A 21,091-nucleotide genomic window follows, 5' to 3' on the forward strand; every position below is an offset into this window, starting at 1 on the left:
TTTAAGATGATTCCTCAGAATTTTAAAGACATCTTATCCAACACGGACAACGTGGGTCTATACCAGACTTTGGCTTTGATCCTTTTTATTCTGTTTTTCGTTTCTCTGATTATTTACGTTTTCAGTAAACCTAAAAAATACTACAGAGAAGAAGAGCATGCACCGCTTGAGGATGACGATGATGATTTTAATCTAAAAAATTAAACAATTTATTATGAAACAAAGAACGCCAGTTTTTGTAAATATTGCTATAATAATCGGCCTGCTTATTATCTTCTATTATCTGTTCGTTCAGAGTTATGCTTTCTTTAAGTCGCCGTATTTCTGGGGTACTGTAGTGATTGGATCTATCATGGCTTACATCCACAGTGCGATTGGTGATTTGGTAGAAAACAATAAGTTTAAGAAACTTTCAAACGAAGAAAAAGCAGCGTACCTTGCTGAAAAAAAGGTTCCTTACTTCCAGAGATTATATGCAGCTGCATTCAAAAAGCAGTCTGACACTCAGGAGAAAGACATTCTTATCGACCACGGTTTCGACGGAATTATGGAGCTCGATAATCAGTTACCAAAATGGTGGGTAGGTTTATTCTGGTTTGGAACTGCATTTATGATTCTTTACATTTCGGCTTATGCATTTACAGATTTTGCAAGCCCGCTAAAAGAATATGAAGTGGAATACAGAGAGCAGGAAGCTAGCATTGCAAAATTTATGGCAGATCAGCCACCAATTACGATAGAAAGCGCAGAATTTTCTGAAGACAACATTGCAGCAGGAGAAGAGGTTTTCAAAACCAACTGTGTATCTTGTCACTCTGAAGGAGGTAAAGGAGGTATCGGACCTAACTTAACTGACAACTTCTGGCATAACCAACCTGAGAAAACATTATTCAAAAACGTATTTCACGTAGTTGAAAACGGTGTTACCGGTACTGCGATGCAGGCGTGGGGTAAAAATGGTGTTCTTTCAGGAAACGAAATCCAGAATGTTGCTGCTTACGTATATTCTATTAACCAAATGAAAAAGCCTATTACTCCGGCAGAAGGTGGTGCACCTCCTTACGGTGATGAAGCTAAATGGGAAAAGAAATAGAAGCAGAAGTTAACCGAAAAATATAAAATGAAACATAATTTGTTATTAATTTAAAACTTAAATAAAATAGCAAATTATGTTTTTCTTTTTTTAAAATACAAAGCAAATGTCAGATACAGAAGATATAGACGTACGCGGCGGACAGGGGCAGGTAGTTGATCCCGAAACTTACAGGGACTCCATTGGAACGATGGAACAGTCCGGAAAAAGAAAATGGGTCTTTCCCCGAAAGCCAAAAGGAAAATATACCAATTACAGAAATTTTGTAAGCTATCTTTTACTGGTAATCTATTTTGCAGTTCCGTTCATCAAAATCAACGGGAATCCTTTTTTGCTTTTTAACGTCATCGACAGAGAATTCTACATCGTTGGTCAGCCGTTTTTCCCTCAGGATTTTTTCATCCTTACACTTGGAGCTATTGTCTCGCTTATTTTCATTATCATTTTTACCATAGCATTCGGAAGAATTTTCTGCGGGTGGATTTGCCCTCAGACAATTTTTATGGAATCTGTTTTCCGTAAAATTGAATATTGGATCGAAGGAGACAGAAACAGGCAGATGAAGCTCGACAGACAGGAGTGGAACAGCGAAAAAATCATGAAGCGAAGCCTGAAATGGTCGGTTTATGTTGTCATTTCTCTTATCATCACGCACATCATGTTTATGTACATTGTGGGCTACGAGGAAGTTTTGGATATCGTCTCTCAGGGACCATTTACACATCTGACGAATTTCGTGGTGATGATTCTTTTCACAGCCGCTTTCTATTTCGTTTTCGCATGGTTCAGAGAGCAGGTCTGTACACTCGTCTGTCCTTACGGAAGATTGCAGGGAGTTTTGATCGATAAAGATACCATCAATGTTTTTTACGATTTTAAAAGAGGTGAAAACCGCGCAAAGTGGAGAAAAGGTGAAGACCGCAAGGCAGCAGGTAAAGGCGACTGTATCGATTGCCACCAGTGTGTTGTAGTTTGTCCTACAGGAATCGACATCCGTGATGGGCAGCAGCTGGAATGTGTAAACTGTACAGCCTGTATCGATGCCTGCGATGAAGTGATGGAAAAAGTAGGTCTTCCAAAAGGCCTTATCCGATACGCCTCTGAAAATGAGATTGAAAATAATACGGAATTTAAATTCACCGGCAGAATGAAAGGTTTTGCCATCGTTCTGGTGCTTTTAGTAGGCTTTCTTGGATTCCTGCTGTATAACCGCGGTGAAATGGAAGCTAAATTCATCAAACCTGCAGGCAGCACTTTTTTCGTAAGAGACGGAAAGATCAGCAATACTTACAACTATACCTTTCTCAACAAAACCAATGATAAAAAGATTGTTACGATAAAAGTAATTGATCCTGCGCATGCAGAAATCACTTTCAGCGTGTCACAGAAAATCACTGTCGACAGAGACAAAATATCTAAGGGTACCATCAATATCAGCTTCCCTGAAAATGAGATGAAACTTTCTAAACAGAACATCACGATCGGTGTTTATGATATGAAAGGAAATTTAATCGATTCATATCAGACTTATTTCGAGGGACCATTTAAATTACAGTTTTAAAAATTAAAAAATGAAAAATCTAAGTTGGGGACACGGCGTAATGATCGCACTTCTCGCATTTATAATATTCATACTTTCGATGCTTTTCTTATTTCCAAACGGGCAGCAGAATTCTGAAATGGTTTCAGACAACTATTATGAAGAAGAACTGCTGTATCAGCAGGTTATTGATGCCAAAGGAAGAGCAGACAAACTCGTTAACAAACCGGTTTACAGCCAAAACTCAAACGGTATCACGATCAAATTTCCTGCAGACTACAGCAACGGAAATGCAAGAATAAAATATGTCTTAAACAGAACTGACGATAAAAATCTTGACGTAAAAAAAGATGCGGTTTTAGATGAGAATAAATCATTTACAATTCCTGCGAATCTGTTGAAATTTGGAAGTTACACCCTGCGTTTAACATGGGTGAAAAATAAAACAGAATACAGAATCGATTACGATGTAGCATGGAAATAGCATTAATCATATCAGCTTTGGGACTCGGCTTTGCGTCAGGCTTTCACTGCATTGGTATGTGCGGCCCGATTGCACTTTCTATGGGGCTTACGAAAAAACAGGCGACCAATTATTACCTTCAGAATCTCACCTATCAGTTTGGAAGAATATTTACGTATTCTCTTTTAGGCGCGTTGTTGGGAATCATCGGTCAGGGATTTGAATTTGCCGGATTTCAGAAGTATCTTACAATCGCAGTTGGAATTATACTGATCATCATGGCGTTATTTTCCTTTGGCGGAAAAGATTTTGCTTCAAAAATTCCTTTTATTTCTAAATTTCTTTACAGGGTTAAATTTAATTTAGGAAAACTTCTTCAGAAAGCAGACTACCGCTCCAGATTCACGACGGGATTACTGAACGGTCTTCTTCCCTGTGGAATGGTCTACATGGCGCTTACTGCAAGCCTTGCAAGTGGCGGAATCTGGCAGAGTGCAACCTTTATGGCCATCTTTGGTTTGGGTACACTCCCTTTTATGTTCACGGTTGTTTTGGTCGGAAACTTAATGAACCAGAGTTTCAGACTGAAGGTTCTGAAAATTATTCCGGTTGTGATGATTGTTCTCGGTGGATTATTTATTCTCCGTGGATTGGAATTGGGCATACCTTACATCTCCCCTCCCGCTGAAGCGATGAAGGTATCACCCGATCACGACATCAACTGTCACAACACAGATCCTAATCACAGGCACAATCCTGCGACCTGTCATTAAATTAAATACTCGCATTAGGATGAATCACCGTTCTGCCTCTTTTTTTCTGTTTTTTTTAATTAAAAATCACTTTGCAGAAAGGTGAAACACTGTTGTTTTAATTCAAAATCATTTTACATTTAGTCCGAACAGAGGTGTTTCAATTCAAAATCAATTTACATTCAGTCCAAACAGGTGTGTTTCAATTAAAAATCATTTTACAGAGAGGTGAAACACTGTTGTTTTAACTCAAAATCATTTTACATTTAGTTCAGACAAGGTTGTTCGTGATTAAATGCAGGCGAATCTTAACCAAAACAGATTTGTCTGAATCTGAAGCAGGTCAGATTTAGTAAAATTGGAGTGATTTATTTTTTCTGATTCAGTTTAAATTAAATTTAAATATCACTTTTAAGCTAACGCTACATCAGAAGTCTTTCTGAAGGAATCTCAATATTGAATATTCAGAATTTATAATTTCTCCAGAACAACAGAAATACAGTTGAAACCAAGTTATGATCTGTAACGGATATTTAATCTCATAAAAAGCATTGGAGAAAAATTGTCTAAATAAATTTTAAGCGAAAGGAAATTTTATTCAGAGGAAATTGAAATTTTATTAAAACAAAACTACAGTTTCTACAATTTTATTTATTTTTGTCGCCTAAGAAAATAAAACACATGTTACGCAAAATTATTTCAGCATCTGCAATCTGCAGTATGTCATTCATTACCGCACAGGTGGGGATTAACAATTCAGACCCTAAATCTACATTAGACATTTCAAAAAGTACAGTTTCAGCTGTTAACGGATTACTGATTCCAAGACTGACCAGCGCAGAAGTTTTGGCGATGCCGGTTTCAGCAGCACAGAACAGCATGATGGTCTATCTTACCACCACTGTACCGTCGGCAAACCGAACGGGAGCTTATATCAACATGGATGCTCCGGCGCATTATTATTACAGCAGCACAGGGAATGTCTGGTTAAAATTTATAGATACCAATACAAAACCTACGGGTCTGGAAAGAATTTCTGCATCAGCAACCAGTTTCGGATGGAGACTGATCGGTGCAACCCCGGCCAACTACGGAAGATTAGGTAATTACGCTACAGACCTCTCCTGGAATCCTACCAATTTGGCAGAAACTTTTCCATATGTAGGAACCTATGCTGCTGCCTTAGCCTCAACCTCACTTACGTCAGCCGATATGGGAGCTTTGGGACAGGGTTCATTTGTGACAGGCGCATTCAATTCAGCTAAAGGTGGTTTTTCCACATTATTGGGTGCATCAAACAAGTCTTCAACCAATGCACATTTTGCGGTGGCTTTGGGTGGTTTAAACACAGTTACAGGATTAGGATCTGTGAGCATTGGTTCTCAGAATCTTTCTACCAATACCTCAGCTATTTCTATAGGATTAAACAACACTGCATCCGGTGAATCAAGTATAGCGATGGGAATTGCTTCTGAGGCGACCAATCAAAACGCTATAGCATTGGGTCAGGGAGCCAAATCTTCAGGTACAGGATCTGTAGCAATTGGTTCTGCTTCAAATTCTTCGGGCACCAATTCTTTTGCTTTAGGAGCCGATACCAAAGCCAGCGGAAATTATTCTTTTGCCATGGGAAATAACAGTGAAGCCACAAATACATCTTCACTCGCGATAGGTTATCAAAACAAAGCTACAGGAGAATATGCTACCGCACTGGGACTGGGCACAACTGCCGGGAACCAGGGCAATACGGTAATCGGTGAATTTAATGCCGGCGACGCAAGCCCTGAGCCCAACTCATCGCTCGACCGAAACAAAAAACTCTTTGTTGTGGGTAACGGGACAAGCAACACCAACAGATCAGATGCTTTTTCAGTACTCCGAAACGGAAAAGTCGGAGTTAATGCTTCTGATTTTCACATCTTATCTCAGGCCAGTGATGCCGTCTTACAGGTAAACGGAAATACAAAAACAAAAGGTTTTGTAGCCAATTTCAGATTCGGAAATACCATCAATGCAGATGATTATACTGTAGTTTTAAGCGGTAATGTCACCCTTCCTACTTCAAATGCTGCGAATGCAGGAAGAATACTTAATATCTGCAGTGACGGAAATTCCCGGACACTGAGTGGAACCATTCAGGATTCCAGTGGCTCATACTCTTCGGTAGGTTTAGGAACTGGCGGCGGCGGAAGATGTTTTACGTTACAGTCTGTGGGCGACGGAAGATGGTGGATTATTGGAAGAAATTAATTTTACTGTTTTTCTATCACTTTTTCAAACAAAAAATGCCGTTCCAGATTTTTGAAACGGCATTTTTTCTTATTTCAATTTAAGAAAACTTCTTAAAAACCAGCGTTGCATTGTGCCCACCAAAACCAAAAGCATTGCTCAGCGCAAAATTAATATCTTTCTCTTTAGCTTCCCCAAAAATAATGTTCACATCGGTAGGGATATTTTCATCAATTTTATGAAGATTAATTGTCGGTGGAATAATTCCGTTCTCAATTGCTTTGATGGAAAGAATGGCTTCTGCCGCTCCGGCTGCTCCTAATAAATGACCAGTCATCGATTTTGTAGCACTGACATCCAGATTTTTACTTCCTTTAAATAACTTACTGATCGCTTTTAATTCAAGCAAATCTCCCATAGGAGTTGATGTTGCATGTGGATTTAAATAATCAATATCTTCCACGTTGGCACCTGCTTCGGCTATTGCAAGTTGCATTGCCTTTATCGCTCCAACACCGTCCGGATGTGGTGCTGTCATGTGATAGGCATCAGCTGTCATCGCTGCTCCGGCTAATTCTGCATAGATTTTTGCACCTCTTGCTTTGGCGTGTTCATACTCTTCCAGAACCAAGGCTCCGGCACCCTCTCCCATTACAAAACCATCACGGTCGGCATCGTAAGGCCGGCTCGCGGTAGCAAAATCATCATTTCTTGTAGACATCGCCTTCATTATAGAAAAACCTCCAACAGATGCAGGAGTAATGGCTGCCTCAGAACCGCCACTGATAATCGCTTTAGCTTTTCCCAGACGGATGTAGTTAAATGCATCCATGATCGCAGTATTTCCCGTTGCACAGGCAGAGATGGTTGTATAATTGATTCCCTGAAGTCCAAATTTCATGGAAATCATTCCTGAAGCCATATTGGCGATAAACTTAGGAACAAAGAACGGATTGAAACGCGGTGTTCCGTCGCCTTTTGTGAATTCCATTACTTCGCTTTCGAAAGTCCACATGCCGCCCTGTCCGGTTCCCCAGATCACGCCGGTGTCGAAAGGATCCATTTTTTCCAGCTCCAGACCTGAATCTTTGATGGCTTCAGCTGATGAATACATGGCATATTGCGAAAAGAGATCGCTTCTTTTTATTTCGTTATGATTTAAATAAACTTTCGGATCAAAATTCTTAACCTCACAGGCAAAATTCAGTTTAAATTTTTCGGTATCGAAGTGTGTGATTCTGTTGGCTCCGCTCACTCCGTTGACGCTGTTTTCCCAGAATTCGGCTACATTATTTCCCAATGGCGTTACTGCGCCCAATCCTGTAATGACAACTCTTTTCATATCTTGAATAGTAATTTTTTATTTTTTTAATATCAGATTGAATTTTTAGGCTGATATTTTATTTTTAACTGTTGATTTTAAACAAATTAGAAGTTCCTCTGGCAATCAATCTTGTTTTGTCCTGATTCCAGACCTCGCATTCTGCGTTGACGAACTGTTTTCCTCTTTTAATGATTTTCGTTTCGGCTACAATAATATCATTTTCTTTCGCAGTGGAAAAATAATCGATGCTGTTATTGATGGTGACGATGAAGTTTTTCTCGTTCAGAGAAAACATTGTCGCTCCAATAATGTCGTCAATAATGGCCGCTGTAATTCCACCGTGCATATTGCCCATAGGATTCAGCCACTCTTCTCTCACGGTATATTGAAATTCTATTTTACCAACTTCCGCAGAGACAACTACAGGATTCAGCCAGCGCATAAAAGGTGATGGTGACGCCGTAAATTCTTTCCCTACAAATGATTGTAATGCCTTTAATTTGTCCATAAAATAACTGTTTTTATAAAGGATTCAGTTTGATTTCTCTGTTAATAATCTCTAAAATTCTGTCTAAAGCAAGATTTAAATATTTTTCATCTCCTGTCGTTTTAGACAATAAAATCCCACCTTCGGTAAGCATAATGATGAGGGATGAATATTCTTCCGCATTAATTTCTTTTCTGAATTCATTGCTTTCCTGTCCTGCTTTAATTAGGTCAGAAACAGTTTCGGCCCAAAGCTCAAATGATAATTTAACCTGATTTTTTAATGCCGGAAAAGTATCGTCCGATTCGGTTGCAGCATTCATGAGGGGACATCCGCCATTTTTAAAGACAGAAAGCCAGTTTTTTTTGTAAAAGGACACAAAAGCACATAACTTATCCGTCATCGATGGAAATTCTTCGCTGAAAGATCTTAATAAATTTTTTCTCTGGACGCCGGAATTGTATTTATAAACCTCAAGTGCAACCTCATCTTTATTTTCAAAATTTCCGTAAATGCTACCTTTGGTTAAACCTGTCGCATCGGTAATGTCAGATAGAGACGTGGAGATATAGCCCTTGGTATTAAACAAAGTGGCTGTTTTCTCGATGATAAACTGTCTGGTTTTTTCCGCTTTTGACATGATAGAATCAAATTCTAAAGCAAAGATAGTAAAAATATACCGATTGGTATATTTAAATTTAAAATTACCGTTGGCAGAAATTATGTTTTGGCTAAAGCCGATTGGCTTATTAAAAAAGAAAAACGGGCTAAAGCCCGTTCCAATTGATATAAATACATTAATTTTTAATATCCTAATTGCTTAAAGTCGCGTTCAAAGTAATTTCAAAGCTGAAAGCCTGACTTACAGGACATCCCTCTTCCGCAATCTTCGCATATTTCTGAAAATCTTCTTCAGAAATTCCGGGAACTTTTGCGGTTAAAGTCAATTCTGATTTTGTAATTTTTCCGGCTGCAGGGTCCAGAGTGATAACAGATTTCGTAGTCAGTTCATCTGGAGTAAAACCTGCCTGTGTCAATTCTGCGCTGAGTTTCATGGTGAAACATCCTGCGTGAGCGGCTGCCAGTAATTCTTCAGGATTCGTACCCACACCCTCCTCAAAACGGCTTCCAAAAGAGTATTGCGTCTGGTTTAAGGTGGTGCTTTGCGTTGTGATGTGACCTTTTCCTTCTTTTACTGTACCGTTCCAAACGGCTGTTGCGTTTCTTTTCATATTAAAATATTTGATGTTAAAAATTTGATTAAAGATACAAAATTGAAACCATGAATTTACTACCTGGTTTAAAACTTAGAAAAGAATTATTTAACGCATAAGTTACAAAGTTTTCATTTTAACTGTTTGAGAATATCTTAGAATACATTAGTTTGAAAATCAAAGATTTTCAAAGTGAATAATCATTCTGAGAGTTTGGCAAATAGAAAAACGGGCAATTATAAATTACCCGTTTCAATTTTTATGTTTGGAAACATTAGAAGCTTACATCAAACCCAACGTAAAAATTGGCTTTCATAATCGGCGCGTAAACCATTCCGCCATCAAAATAATTTCCAAAAGGATTTCTAAAATCCACAATCGCATTTTTCTGATGATAAGAAGTCAGGTTTTCTCCGCCCAGATAGGCTCTTATATTTTTATTGAAATTTCTAGAAATCTGTGCATTTAAAATAGCATAAGATTCTGAGAATTGAGGAATTTGAAATTCTGCTGGATTTGTCAATGTATTTGGAAGTCTTTGTTTTCCAACGAGATTCAGTGTCGTATCAAAACTCCAGAATCCTTCGTTTTTATTTTTATTGGTAGCGTACGCCAGATTCACAAAACCTCTGTGCTTTGCCATAAACGGAACCTGTCTTCTGCCGTAAAGGTAATCTGCCTGAACATCATAGTATTTGTACGCCAGTCTTACATCAAAGTTTTTGAAAGGCATAAAATCCCACTGCGTCTGGAAAGAATTGGCGAAGGATTTTCCATTTAAATTATAGAAAACTAATTGCTGAGGCGACCTGTCAAGATCTACCAAAACCTGATCCTGAAAATCTGTTCTGAAAAAATCTGCAACAATTGTTGATTTCTTGCCGAAAAGTTTAAATTCCTGCTGAAGACTCGCTCCGTAGTTCCAGGCGATTTCAGGCTTTAAACCGTAAATATTTCCGCCATTTTGCATGATCTGAACACTTCTGTTAGAAGCAAAATACTGCTGATTTTCTGCGAATACAGAAGCTGTTCTGAAACCCCTTCCTGCAGATAATCTTAAAATCGTTTTCGGAGTAAAATCATATTTAAAATTTAATCTCGGTGTGAACTGAGTTCCGGCCAGATTATGAAAATCAACACGCGCTCCGGCAACTAAGGTGTATTTTGTACCTGTCAGTGTATATTCACCGAATGCTCCGGGCACAATTTCGTTTCTTTTAAAATCATCAGTCAGATAATTTTCTCTGTAACCGTCATACATAAAACTTGCTCCCGCTTTGTATTTGTGATTGGTATTTCCAATAATACTCTCAAAAATTAAATTGGAATAGTATGTCTGTTGCTGACCGGAATAATTTCTAAGTCCAAAAAAACTGTCCTGCTGGTGATAGACGTATTGGTTCATCCATCCTAAACTTTGGTAAGGTTTTCCTTCAAAAACATAACCCGTTTTATTCCAAACCTGAAATCTTGAGATATCGATTCCCACACCGTACAGCGACTGCTGATTTTGTGGAAGTTTCTTATCAAATCCAATCTGTCCGGCAGTTCTTTCATCCCGAACAAAGTTAATTCCGAAGTGAGATCCAAAACCCGAGTGACCTAAATCATTATAGTTGAGCAAATAAGCCGCGTTGATCTGTGTTCCTTTCGGCCGGTCCAGAAATGTATCTTCATTCATGTCGGTATCTCCGAAGGTTCCGTTACCGTGAAGAAGAAAAGTCTGCGTCCAGTGTTCGTTGATCGGTTCTACATGCGTGATATTTGCTTCAGCTCTTCCATTGAAATCGGCAAAAAGATTGAGTGCTGTTTCAGATTTTTCAGAATGCTTGATCAGTTCGGTATTGATCTGTCCGGTAATGCTTTCGTAGCCGTTGGTCACCGTACTTCCGCCTTTGGTGAGCTGAATACTTTCAATCCATCTTCCGGGAATCAGATTTAAGCCGTAAGCAGATGCAATTCCACGGATTTCGGGCAGTAATTCTTTGGTTAAACTGGTATATTTCTGGTCTAAACCCAGCATTTTCAGCTGTTTTGTTCCTGTTACAGCATTGCTGAAGGATACATCAACGGTAGCATTGGTTTCAAAACTTTCGGATAAATTACAGCAGGCAGCTTTCAAAAGTTCCTTAGAGTCGATATTAAAAGTGAGTCCTGCTTCCTTTTTACTTAAAGAAGTTGCTGCTTTTGTAGCTGTAACCGTAACTCCATCGATTGTTTTTTCATTGTGAGCGTGACCGTCGTGTTCGTCATTTGCCGCATCTGTGTGCTGACCTTTCTTCTCACCTTCATCAGTATGCACTTTAGGATTGGCCTCACCAAAAGGAATTTCTCGGTCGTAAAGACAGCAAGACGGTAATTTGCTGTACACGTTTTCAGTAGTTTTGTACCTCTCGTTGTCATGACCCACCTCAGCAATCTTCATCAGAATTTTGTCAGCGGATGTTTTTTTATCATTAAACTGAAGCTGAACAGTTTGTTTTTCAGCGTTCCATTCAGCAGAATCGGCACCGGCATCCTTTGCTGCTTTTTCAATTCGCGCTTTACATGATCCACAGTTTCCTTTCACGAAAAACTCATTTTCATTTTTAGAATGTCCGTGATCTTCCACCAAAGCAGAAGTTGATTTTGAATCTCTCTGATAATGACAACAGCCGGGAAGGTTTTTGTAGGAATCGTCTGTGGCTTTGTATTTTTCATTGTCGTGACCCGCTTCAGCTACTTTGAGTAAAATTTGATCAGATGAAATATTTTCATTCGTTTCAAAAGTCAAAATCTGTGAATCGATAGAATAAACCGCTGTTTTAGCTCCGGCTTTTTTGGCTGTAGATTCTATTCTCTCTTTGCACATTTCGCAGTTTCCTTTGACCTGAAACTGGTTTTTAGAAAGATTTTGAGCTGAAAGGAAAGTTGTAAATAATATGAATGCGCCAAGGATTACCCTGGTAATATATAATTTCATTTGTTTAAAATTTAGATAATTTAATTAATGTAACAATTAGCAATGTAACAGTGTAACAATCAACTAAAGACTGATAGACAGATCATTGCTTCATTTAAAAAAATTATCCAAGTTTTGGCGGTTGCCAGATTTCTTCTAAACTGTTTGAAATAAAAGGATCAGAGTATTGAAACTGAATTTTTTGAATCGTTGAAAATGTAGGAATATCCCAAAAATTATTTTTCGCAAATGAATTTTCTACGAAAGTGTGACAGGTCATACAGAACGAACAGCAATCGTCATTGCAGGACTGATTGTCTTCTTTATTGTCTTTGGAATCGTGAGCATCGTGATTTTTATCACAACATGATTCGGTTTTAGACTCTGTTTTGCAACAGTTTTCCTGTGAAGCCTGCGCATAAAAATTATCTTTAGGAATCAGAAAAATTCCTAAGCAAAAGATAATTAATAGTAATTGTGGCAGTTTCACGGCAACAAAGTTACGAAATTGTTATTGATACAGGTCATTCTCTGAAATTAATTCGGGCTTTTTGATTTTTTTTCTCAAAACCATCTTCATCTTCATCTCCAAAATAGCAGACAAAATAAGGTTTTCCTACATGAATTTTTTTAAAATCATCCTGATGTTTCATCCAATCTGAATAGTTTTTCAGTTTAATAATTTGACCATTTTGTAAGATCATCTCAGAACCAAATATTTCAATGATATCTTCCAGATTTTTATTACAAGGAACTTCATAAAATCCGTCTTCTGAACCACGAAAGTTTTCACAGTTTCCATCATTAAATTCCGCAAGAAAATAATGAGTAGGATGAAATTCTAATTTCTTTCTAAATCTATCCGGCATTGAATACAGACATTTTTCAATTTTCGAAATATCGGAAAGTGAGATTGTATTCTGATGAAGCAATCTTCTTAGGACAATTTTATTCACCTCATCCTGAGACATCTGTCTTCTGCTTGTGATCCCTGAAAAAATAACCTTATGCAGACTATCATATTCAAACTGTATGGCTTTTCCAGCGTGTCTGAAAGCAACACAGGGAAGAAAGGTTCCGTCACTAAGTGTCACGGATACATTATATTCCAGACCATAGAAATCCTGATAAGTTGGAACGACATGTTTATCTAAGACAAACATCAAAAAATCTTCACTTATAGACTCTCCTTTATTCCTATCTACTTCGTAAAGTGTCACTTTTTAAAAGCTTTAAAGTGGCGCACCTACTTGCTTAGCACAGTCATGCCAAGGCTGACCGTGAGCTGGATTGGTAGCTGGTTTTGGACCTGTATTAGCCACGACTGGCTGAGGAGCCGGAGCCGGTTGTGGTGCCTGAACCGGTGCGGTATTCTGTGACGTAGGGGCAGCGGCTGGTTTTGAACTTAATGGTTGACCAACCGGAATATCGCATCTGTGACCCGGCTGACCATGAGGAGGATTCATACCTGGAGCGGTTTTGGCAACTTTCCCGTTATTGTCAATAGCAATTTTACCCGGACTTACAGAATTCGGATCGATGTTGATCGCCTGTCCTGCATTTACATTGATATTCTGACCTGAAGGCGCAGCGTTTTGAGCCGGAGCTGAGTTTAAAGGCTGACCGACAGGAATTTCACAACGGTGACCTGGCTGACCGTGCTCAGGATTCAACATACCGGGAGGCGCAGATACCTGCTGCATACCCTGGGGAACAGCGGAATTGCTGGCTATTCCTGCCTGATTCATTAGCGAAGCTTTAGGTGCGTTATTCAGTCCAGCTGTTGGTTGCTGTACCCCGTTTTCGTCCTTGATGTATGTCGGCTTCTCATCTTTTTTGCACGAAACAGCCAAAAATGTTACTGAAAATAATGCTAAAAATATATTTTTCATAATCAGATATCTATTGTTTAGAAGATTAAGATTCAAATCCTCTGAAAAACAAAATTAGCAAAACATTTCGAAATGCTTTGCCAATTTAATTTTAAAGTTATCTAAAAATCTCTTAGTTCTTTACCAAAAGTCTGAAACCTTCACCGTGAACATTGATAATTTCTAAACCATCGTCATCTTTCAGAAGTTTACGAAGTTTAGCAATGTAAACATCCATACTTCTTGCTGTAAAGTAGTTTTCTTTTTTCCAGATTTTTCTTAAAGCCAAATCTCTCGGCATAAAGTCGTTTCTGTGAAGACAAAGTAATTTTAAAAGTTCGTTTTCTTTTGGAGAAAGCTTGTATTCGTTATCGCCAACTCTTAATTGTCTCAACATAGAATCGAAGAAGATATTGCTGATCTTAAACTGCTCCTGTTCTTCATTTTCGAGCGTAGAACTTCTCTGCAGAATCGCTTTAATTTTATACAAAAGCAATTCAGTATCAAATGGTTTTGTAATATAATCGTCTGCTCCCAATTGGTAACCTTTCAGAATATCCTCACGCATATTTCTTGCCGTCAGGAAAATAATCGGTGTGTTTTTGTCGATCTTCTTCACGTCTTCGGCCAATGAGAAACCATCTTTTTTAGGCATCATCACGTCGAAAATACAGATATCGAATTCGTTTTCTGTAAATTCTTTTAAACCTTGCTCACCATCGATTGCCAAAGTTACCTCGAAGTTGTTGATGGTAAGATAATCTTTCAGTACAGCGCCAAAACTCTGGTCGTCTTCTACTAATAATATTCGGTTGCTCATATTTTATTTTTTGTTTATTTTAAATTTTAGAATTAAGCCATTGGAAGTTTGATAATAAATGTACTTCCCTCGCCTTTATGTGAATCTACAATGACCTGACCTTTGTGAAGCTCAACTATCTTTTTCACATAGGAAAGTCCAAGACCCTGCCCTTTTACATTGTGAATATTTCCGGTTTCTTCACGGAAAAATTTCTCAAATATTTTTAATTTATTCTGCGTTTCCATTCCCATTCCTTTATCTGATATTTCAATAACGTACAGATTGCCTTCGTTTCTTGTTTTCACAAAGATTTCAGGAGTGCCCGGAGAATATTTATTGGCATTATCCAGGAGATTGACAAGCATATTTGAAATGTGAAATTCATCAATTTTAAAAATATATTTAGTCGCATTAAACTCCTGCTGTAAGCTTCCGTTTCGCTGCGAAACGATCAGATTGAATGATTCCGTAGTTGCTTTGATCAGTTCCCTCACATTGGTTTCTTTCAGGAAAAGTTTCACTTCATTCCGCTCCAGTTTAGACATGTTTAAAACATTCTCTACCTGTTTTTTCATCCTGAGATTCTCCTGCTTTATCAGTGAAGAATAGTACCTCACTTTTTCAGGGTTGGTGGCAATTTTATCGTTCGCCAGCGAATCTGTAGCTACAGAAATAGTAGCCAATGGTGTTTTAAACTCATGCGACATGTTGTTGATGAAATCAGTTTTTACCTCGGCGAGTTTTTTCTGACGCATCATGTAATTAATGGAGATAATATAAATCCCTAAAATAGTAAGAAGCGACAGGAAAGTTCCCAAAAGCATCGGCCAGTTGTTCATCGCAAGAGATACTTCTTTCTTCGGGAAGACCAAAGCTAATGTATAAAGCGTTCTGTCGTCATTATCTGTAAATAAAGGATAGGAATAGCTGTTGCTTTCTTTCTTATCTTTAAAAATCTGCGTCTCAAGTTTCGTCGGCTTATTGTTTTTATCCATCACACCAAATCCATATTCGGCGGTGATGCCTTTCATTTTAAGTTCCTTTGAAATTACGGAATCGAGCGTTTTCTGATCTACTCTTTTGTTGATAGGAAGATTATTGCCCTTTACCTTCACAAATTCCTTCATTTTGTAATCGCCGTTTTCAATATCCTGATTGATGTCGGCCGTGAGTGCTTCTCTTTTTGAAGTGTCTCTTTTAATTCTATACGCAGCATCATCGCTGTATAATTTCGTAAGATTCAGTGTGTCACCTTTTTTCGAGAGCGGGAACTGTACTTTTTCGACCAGTGTTTTGGAATAAATAATCTGTCTTTGGCTCCCGGAGTCTTCCACCTGCTGAATCGTCGTTAAAGTAGGCTGATCTTTATTTGCTAAGACATTGTCTCTAAACCCTTTGTAATCTTCATTTAAAATTTTATCTACCTCAAGGTCAGAAACAGTTTTTGCTGAATTCTCTAATACAGCATATACTTTATTTGAAAAATCCTGTTCCAACGCAGTGTAATACCTCTTCAGCCAGTAGAACTGAAGGGTAACAAAGACGATAAGGGAAATGGTCATGAAGACCGAAATAATGGGAATAAATTTATTATTCATTGCATAGCAGCGTTAAGAATGTTAAAAGTAAACATTTTAAGACTTTATAAACAAAATACAAGCCATTATATTGTATAATTTATCTTAAAATTATAAGTTTTAACATTTAATTATAAATCTCAGATTAAAATAAGATTAAAAAGTGGTAAGAAAGTTGGTGTTTATTCTCAGTTAAAAAATTAAAACGATGAGTACTGATATTATTTTTAATAAAGATTTTGACGAGAAAACAGTGTATGTATCAAAAATCTACGATGCCGATGTAAAAACCGTGTGGAATCATTTTACAAAAGGTGAATTACTGGATATCTGGTGGGCACCAAAACCATGGAAATGTGAAACGAAAAGTCAGGAGTTTAAAGAAGGAGGAATATGGCTGTACTCGATGGTTGGCCCTGAGGGTGAAAGGCATTATTCGCAGGTAAAGTACGGTGAGATCACAGAAAACCGGAGCTTCGACGGTCTGGATTCTTTTTGCGATGAAAATGGAATCCTGAATCCCGATTTTCCTGAAGCGAAATGGCTCATCGGTTTTACGGGAGTGGAAGAAGGTACGAAAGTGACCGTCAACATTCATTTTCCCTCCGAAGAAGATATGAAAAAACAGGTAGAAATGGGTTTTGAGGAAGGATTTAAAACAGGATTGAATCAGCTCGAAGAAATTCTTTCAGTTTAGAAATTTGAAAATGAGATAATTTGAAAATAAAAAATGGAGCGTAATTTTTACCCTCCATTTTTTTTGCCTGCGAAATTTTCAAATTAAAACAATATCAAATTTCAAATCAACTCCTCATCCTGAAAATACTGAATAATCGCTTTTTTCATTAAAAGCTGCTGTTCATTGGCTCTCAGTTCGGGAAGAGGTTCCAGCTCCTCCCAGTGCGGATATCCGTCGTCATCGTAATGCGAAAATTTATAGTATCCGAAAGGCTCCAAAAGTCTGCAGACTGCAATATGAATGAGATTTACTTTGTCATCCTTCGTATATTTCTGCTGTCCGCTTCCCAGTTCCTGCAAACCGATGAGAAATAAGTAAGTTTCTATGGGTGCATCTTTTTCGGTATCAAAAGTTTCTACAAAAAACTGCTGTATTTTACTCCAATATTCTGCTTCGTTCACCATCTTATCTGTTTTCTAATTTTAAAATAAAAGCATATTCCAGTGCATCTTCTTTAAGTGACTCAAATCTTCCGCTTGCGCCGCCGTGGCCTGCACTCATATCTGTTTTGAAGACCAGAATATTTTCATCAGTCTTTAACTCTCTTAATTTCGCTGTCCATTTCGCAGGTTCCCAGTACTGAACCTGAGAATCGTGAAAACCTGTGGTAATCAACATATTCGGATAAGATTTAGCTTCCACATTATCGTATGGCGAATATTCTTTCATATAATGATAATACTCTTCATCATTAGGATTTCCCCATTCATCATATTCTCCCGTGGTTAAAGGTATTGTTTCATCCAACATCGTCGTAACCACGTCCACAAATGGCACCTGTGCTACAATTCCATTGAATAAAGTTGGTTCATAATTAATTACAGCACCCACCAAAAGTCCACCGGCGCTTCCACCCATCGCATACAAATGTTTGGATGAAGTATAATTTTCCTGAATCAAATGCTTCGCAGCATCGATAAAATCGAAAAATGTATTCTTCTTCTCAAGCATCTTTCCTTCTTCATACCACTCCCGTCCTAAATACTCGCCACCACGGATGTGAGCAATGGCATAAATAAATCCACGATCCAGAATCGATAATCTTACGTTGGAAAAACTGGCATCCACGGTGTGCCCATAACTTCCGTAACCATATAAAAGCACCGGTGTATCGGCAGACTTTTTCGTGTCTTTATGATAAACCAAAGAAATCGGAACCTCCGCTTCTCCGTCCCTGGAAGCTGCCCAGATTCTCTCGGAAATATAATTTTCAGGGTTAAATTTCCCTCCCAAAACCTCCTGTTGCTTCAGAAGCACAGTAGTTTTTTCCTTCATATTGTATTCATACGTTGAGCTGGGTTGTGTAAGAGAAGTGTAGCCATAACGTAAAACTTCGGTTTCAAATTCAAGATTTGTCCCGATATAAGCGGTATAAGTTGGATCTGAAAATGACAGATAATAATATTCCTGAGTCTTTTCGTCAATAATTTTAATCTGTAAAAGTCCTTCTTCACGTTCTTCAATGACAAGATAGTTTTTAAAAATCTCAAAACCTTCAAGCAAAACTTCCGGACGGTGCGGGATGACATCAACCCAGTTTTCCATGCTGCAATTGTCAATTTTTGTTTTAACAATTTTAAAATTGGTAGCGTCATCTGCGTTGGTAATAATGTAAAATTCATCTTCATAATGCTCTACAGAATATTCCAGATCATCGATTCTTGGCTGAATAATAATCCAGTCTGCAAAAACGTCATTTGAAGGTATGAATCTGTGCTCATCCGAAATCGTACTCGAGCTTGCAAGGAAAATGTATTCTAAAGATTTGGTTTTAAAAACATTCACATCAAAAGTTTCATCTTCCTCATGAAAAATCAACACGTCTTCTGAAGAATCAGTTCCCAATTCATGTCTGTAAACCTGAAAAGCTCTTAAGCTTTCATCTTTTCTGATGTAAAAAACATGCTTATTATCGTTTGCCCAAACTGCTTTTCCCGTAGTATTTTCAATTTTATCGGGAAGAATTTCTCCGGTTTTTAAATTTTTAAAATTGATGGTATAAATTCGTCGGCTAACGTTGTCACTCGAAAAAGAAGTCAATTCGTTATTTGGAGAAACAGCAACACTTCCTACTTCGAAATAATCATGTCCTTCCGCCAAAACATTCACATCCAAAAGAATTTCTTCCGGATTGTCTAAACTCTTTTCTCTTCTGCAAAAAATTGGATATTCCTTCCCTTCCTCATAACGGACGATATACCAATATCCATTAAATAAATACGGCAAAGACTCATCATCTTTTTTGTAGCGCGCCTTCATTTCTTCAAAAAGCTCTTCCTGAAAGTCCTCCGTATCTTTCATCACAAAGTCTGCGTAGGCATTTTCCTCTTCAAGATATTGTACAACTTCAGGGTTTTCTCTTTCGTTCATCCAAAAATAATTATCGACTCTTCTGTCGCCGTGTATTTCCAGTATTTTTTCTATTTTTTTTGCCTGTGGAGCTTTCATTTTGAATTTTTAAATGTGATTTAATATGAAAATTTCCAATATTAAATTCCGTTCAAATTTAATTAAAAAAAAGCCATCTTTCTATTGCTTGAAAGACGGCCGTGTTATTTTTTTAGACTTCGTTTTTTACTTGTGAAGCGCTTTTATATATTTTTCTAGAGCCATCGTCATTGATGGGTTTTCTTTTGTAGGAGCCATAAGATCAATTTTCAAACCTGCTTCTTCAGCTGCGGCCGAAGTGGTAGGGCCAAAAACGCCGATTTTAGTATCTTCCTGCTTGAAATCCGGGAAATTTTGTTGAAGAGACTTGATACCCTGAGGACTGAAGAAAATCAACATATCATAATTTGCAATGTTGATATCCGTAAGATCGCTACACACTGTTCTGTACATTACCGCTCTTGTCCAGTTGATATTTGCTGCATCTAAAGTTTTAGGAATTTCAGGTCCCAGAACATCCGATGAAGGCAAAAGATACTTTTCTGAAGGGAATTTCTTGAAAAGTGGTGCAAGATCTGCGAAATTCTTTTCACCAAAACTGATTTTTCTCTTTCTGTACACAATATGTTTCTGAAGATAGTTGGCAATTGCCTCAGACTGGCAGATGTAACGCATTGTATCAGGTACACTGAATCTTAATTCCTCAGCTAATCTGAAATAATGATCTATGGCATTTTTACTGGTAAAAATGATCCCTGTGTATTGAGTAAGATCAATTTTCTGCGTTCTTAACTCTTTGTTATCTACTCCTGCGACGTGGATGAAAGGACGAAAATCAATCTTAATCTTTTCCTTTTTCGCAATTTCCAAATACGGAGAAGACTCGCTGGGCGCTGGTTGAGAAACCAATATAGACTTTATTCTCATCTTGTAGTTTTATTAGAAAAATAAAAGTTTCCATAGCATCAAAAGAGGTGCTATTTGGAGGGTGCAAATATACAAAAATTTATAATACCATTTCTGCGGAAGTATATTATTTTTATGAAACATATAAAACAACACCTTGAAAATGAACACAAAAGAAAATGCTACCACATAAATTTCAAACATCTTATTCTTCTCTACGGGAAAATAATAATGCATGATACAAAGCATCATCAGAAGGATACTGATCACAAACTGCATTTTGGTGGAAGTAAAATAAAAAATATTCCACTTTTTACCGTCTCCGATACTGTGGTAAAAAAGAAAACTCAAACTTGTTCTTGCAAAATAAAAAAGAGAAACTACAGCCAGAGTATATCCGAATTTGTTTAAATGATACCCGAAAATCTGATTTTCAGTGATCAGTCTTGGGATTACCGGAACGTATTGGGATATTAAAGCCGACATTACAAATACAAAAACCACCGAAGTAATGATCCAGTTCGGAAGATTATTGCTGGAGTCGAAATATTTCTGAAAAAGAAAATCTTTCAGATTAGCCTCCCTTTCAATTACATTCATCATAAATATATACAGAAAGATGCAGCCGATCAATATAAAAATCACCCAATCATTATTCTCAGGAATTCTTACAGGGTCGTTAAATGTCTTTGATAGTGGCAAAGGATATTTTTTTGCAAAATTATAGATTATTTTGTATAAAATAGAAAGTCTAAAAAAACTATC

21 protein-coding genes are annotated in these 21,091 nt (G+C 37.7%); 7 read left to right on the forward strand and 14 right to left on the reverse strand.

From position 1 onward, the window contains the following. Positions 1-6: 6 nt before the first annotated feature. The 6 genes from IC610_RS14610 to IC610_RS14635 all read left to right on the forward strand — a co-directional run bounded on the left by IC610_RS14610 (position 7) and on the right by IC610_RS14635 (position 6,098). Positions 7-204: a cbb3-type cytochrome oxidase subunit 3 gene (locus IC610_RS14610; RefSeq protein ID WP_056075651.1), complete on the forward strand. Its 198-nt coding sequence runs from the start codon at positions 7-9 to the stop codon at positions 202-204. 10 nt (positions 205-214) lie between these two features. Then, positions 215-1,093 (forward strand): c-type cytochrome, encoded by an 879-nt coding sequence (locus IC610_RS14615; protein ID WP_191737509.1) that lies wholly within the window; start codon positions 215-217, stop codon positions 1,091-1,093. A 106-nt stretch (positions 1,094-1,199) separates the two neighbouring features. Continuing rightward, on the forward strand, positions 1,200-2,654 hold the full coding sequence (ccoG, locus tag IC610_RS14620; RefSeq protein ID WP_191737510.1) for a cytochrome c oxidase accessory protein CcoG: 1,455 nt from the start codon (positions 1,200-1,202) through the stop codon (positions 2,652-2,654). Between the two features lie 10 nt (positions 2,655-2,664). Next, entirely contained in the window at positions 2,665-3,117 is a 453-nt protein-coding gene (locus IC610_RS14625; RefSeq protein ID WP_056075642.1) for a FixH family protein, read from the forward strand. Next, the gene (locus tag IC610_RS14630) at positions 3,108-3,869 is read left to right on the forward strand and encodes a sulfite exporter TauE/SafE family protein (RefSeq protein WP_191737511.1); all 762 of its coding nucleotides are present in this window, start codon (positions 3,108-3,110) and stop codon (positions 3,867-3,869) included. The genes IC610_RS14625 and IC610_RS14630 overlap by 10 nt, the downstream gene beginning before the upstream one ends. 699 nt (positions 3,870-4,568) lie before the next feature. Then, entirely contained in the window at positions 4,569-6,098 is a 1,530-nt protein-coding gene (locus tag IC610_RS14635) for a hypothetical protein (RefSeq protein WP_191737512.1), read from the forward strand. A gap of 79 nt (positions 6,099-6,177) precedes the next feature. Here the strand turns inward: IC610_RS14635 and fabF are convergent, their stop codons facing one another. The 10 genes from fabF to IC610_RS14685 all read right to left on the reverse strand — a co-directional run bounded on the left by fabF (position 6,178) and on the right by IC610_RS14685 (position 16,314). Beyond that, complete coding sequence (fabF, locus tag IC610_RS14640; RefSeq protein ID WP_191737513.1) at positions 6,178-7,419, reverse strand: beta-ketoacyl-ACP synthase II; 1,242 nt, start codon at positions 7,417-7,419, stop codon at positions 6,178-6,180. A gap of 64 nt (positions 7,420-7,483) precedes the next feature. Continuing rightward, complete coding sequence (locus IC610_RS14645; RefSeq protein WP_191737514.1) at positions 7,484-7,909, reverse strand: PaaI family thioesterase; 426 nt, start codon at positions 7,907-7,909, stop codon at positions 7,484-7,486. 13 nt (positions 7,910-7,922) lie between these two features. After that, on the reverse strand, positions 7,923-8,528 hold the full coding sequence (locus IC610_RS14650; RefSeq protein ID WP_191737515.1) for a TetR/AcrR family transcriptional regulator: 606 nt from the start codon (positions 8,526-8,528) through the stop codon (positions 7,923-7,925). Positions 8,529-8,700: 172 nt separating this feature from the next. Next, the gene (locus tag IC610_RS14655) at positions 8,701-9,120 is read right to left on the reverse strand and encodes an OsmC family protein (protein WP_056075624.1); all 420 of its coding nucleotides are present in this window, start codon (positions 9,118-9,120) and stop codon (positions 8,701-8,703) included. A 256-nt stretch (positions 9,121-9,376) separates the two neighbouring features. Next, positions 9,377-12,064, reverse strand: a complete 2,688-nt coding sequence (locus IC610_RS14660; protein WP_191737516.1) for a TonB-dependent receptor domain-containing protein — start codon at positions 12,062-12,064, stop codon at positions 9,377-9,379. A gap of 103 nt (positions 12,065-12,167) precedes the next feature. After that, positions 12,168-12,533 carry a hypothetical protein gene (locus IC610_RS14665; protein ID WP_191737517.1) on the reverse strand — a complete coding sequence of 122 codons (366 nt, stop codon included), beginning with the start codon at positions 12,531-12,533 and terminating at the stop codon, positions 12,168-12,170. A 34-nt stretch (positions 12,534-12,567) separates the two neighbouring features. Continuing rightward, positions 12,568-13,263 (reverse strand): hypothetical protein, encoded by a 696-nt coding sequence (locus IC610_RS14670; protein ID WP_191737518.1) that lies wholly within the window; start codon positions 13,261-13,263, stop codon positions 12,568-12,570. A gap of 12 nt (positions 13,264-13,275) precedes the next feature. After that, positions 13,276-13,935 carry a hypothetical protein gene (locus tag IC610_RS14675; RefSeq protein ID WP_191737519.1) on the reverse strand — a complete coding sequence of 220 codons (660 nt, stop codon included), beginning with the start codon at positions 13,933-13,935 and terminating at the stop codon, positions 13,276-13,278. Between the two features lie 112 nt (positions 13,936-14,047). Then, a complete protein-coding gene (locus IC610_RS14680; RefSeq protein ID WP_056075610.1) occupies positions 14,048-14,734 on the reverse strand; it encodes a response regulator transcription factor in 687 nt (228 codons plus the stop codon). Positions 14,735-14,766: 32 nt separating this feature from the next. Further along, positions 14,767-16,314 (reverse strand): sensor histidine kinase, encoded by a 1,548-nt coding sequence (locus tag IC610_RS14685; RefSeq protein ID WP_191737520.1) that lies wholly within the window; start codon positions 16,312-16,314, stop codon positions 14,767-14,769. Between the two features lie 187 nt (positions 16,315-16,501). Between IC610_RS14685 and IC610_RS14690 the strand changes: the two genes are divergently transcribed. After that, the gene (locus IC610_RS14690; RefSeq protein ID WP_191737521.1) at positions 16,502-16,990 is read left to right on the forward strand and encodes an SRPBCC family protein; all 489 of its coding nucleotides are present in this window, start codon (positions 16,502-16,504) and stop codon (positions 16,988-16,990) included. A gap of 101 nt (positions 16,991-17,091) precedes the next feature. On the opposite strand, the gene IC610_RS14695 is transcribed toward IC610_RS14690, so the two are convergent. From IC610_RS14695 to IC610_RS14710, 4 genes are all read right to left on the reverse strand, one after another. Then, entirely contained in the window at positions 17,092-17,436 is a 345-nt protein-coding gene (locus IC610_RS14695; protein ID WP_191737522.1) for a hypothetical protein, read from the reverse strand. A 1-nt stretch (position 17,437) separates the two neighbouring features. Further along, positions 17,438-19,480 carry a S9 family peptidase gene (locus tag IC610_RS14700; protein WP_191737523.1) on the reverse strand — a complete coding sequence of 681 codons (2,043 nt, stop codon included), beginning with the start codon at positions 19,478-19,480 and terminating at the stop codon, positions 17,438-17,440. Between the two features lie 126 nt (positions 19,481-19,606). Next, positions 19,607-20,347, reverse strand: a complete 741-nt coding sequence (locus IC610_RS14705; protein ID WP_191737524.1) for a uroporphyrinogen-III synthase — start codon at positions 20,345-20,347, stop codon at positions 19,607-19,609. 12 nt (positions 20,348-20,359) lie between these two features. Then, positions 20,360-21,028 (reverse strand): DUF4271 domain-containing protein, encoded by a 669-nt coding sequence (locus IC610_RS14710; RefSeq protein ID WP_228462934.1) that lies wholly within the window; start codon positions 21,026-21,028, stop codon positions 20,360-20,362. Positions 21,029-21,091: the final 63 nt, after the last annotated feature.

The sequence above is a fragment of the Chryseobacterium caseinilyticum genome (assembly GCF_014837145.1).
In the GTDB taxonomy this organism is placed as follows: domain Bacteria; phylum Bacteroidota; class Bacteroidia; order Flavobacteriales; family Weeksellaceae; genus Chryseobacterium; species Chryseobacterium caseinilyticum.